We start from the raw sequence: 558 nt of genomic DNA, 5'->3' as shown, positions 1-558 counted from the left end.
ACCCGGCCGGTCAGGTGTCCCGCCCGAACCTCCAGGTGATTGGCGACCCAGTGGTCGATACCCATCCTCTGGCACAGCGGTGCCACGACCTCCTCGAAGCCGCCGGAGACGACACCGAAGGTGCCGCCACCCCGGTGGACGGCATCCACCAGCGCCTGGGCACCCGGAGTCGGGACCAGCGCGTCGAGTACGGTCTGGAACACCGAGGCCGGAACTCCACGGAGGGTCGCCACCCGTTGGTGCAGGGACTGGGCGAAGTCGAGTTCTCCGTTCATGGCGCGCGCGGTCACCTCTGCAACCTGGGCGCGGGTCCCGGCGTGGTCGGCAAGCTCCTCGATGACCTCCTGGGTGATGAGGGTGGAATCGACATCGGTGACGACCAGGCCGGGTGCGGCCGAGACCAGCGCAGAGGGGACGACGACCACATCCGGGGCGAACGCGTGCATCACCTCGCGCGCGTGCGCGGCGTCGAAGTCCGCCCCCGCCTCACCGCTGACACGCAGGACGTGCCAGTCGGTGCCGCCCTCGCAGGCGGGGGAAGACTGCAGGGACACCTGG

At 70.3% G+C, this 558-nt stretch carries 1 protein-coding gene; it reads right to left on the bottom strand.

Features of this window, described 5'->3' with window-relative positions:
• Positions 1–558: HAD-IB family phosphatase (locus FK530_RS25190; protein WP_331456382.1), on the bottom strand; the 558-nt coding region annotated here is incomplete at both ends.

Origin of the sequence: Tsukamurella conjunctivitidis (genome assembly GCF_007858475.1) — a bacterium.
GTDB classification, from domain to species: Bacteria; Actinomycetota; Actinomycetes; order Mycobacteriales; family Mycobacteriaceae; genus Tsukamurella; species Tsukamurella conjunctivitidis.
This window is presented reverse-complemented; position numbering and strand designations above follow the sequence as displayed.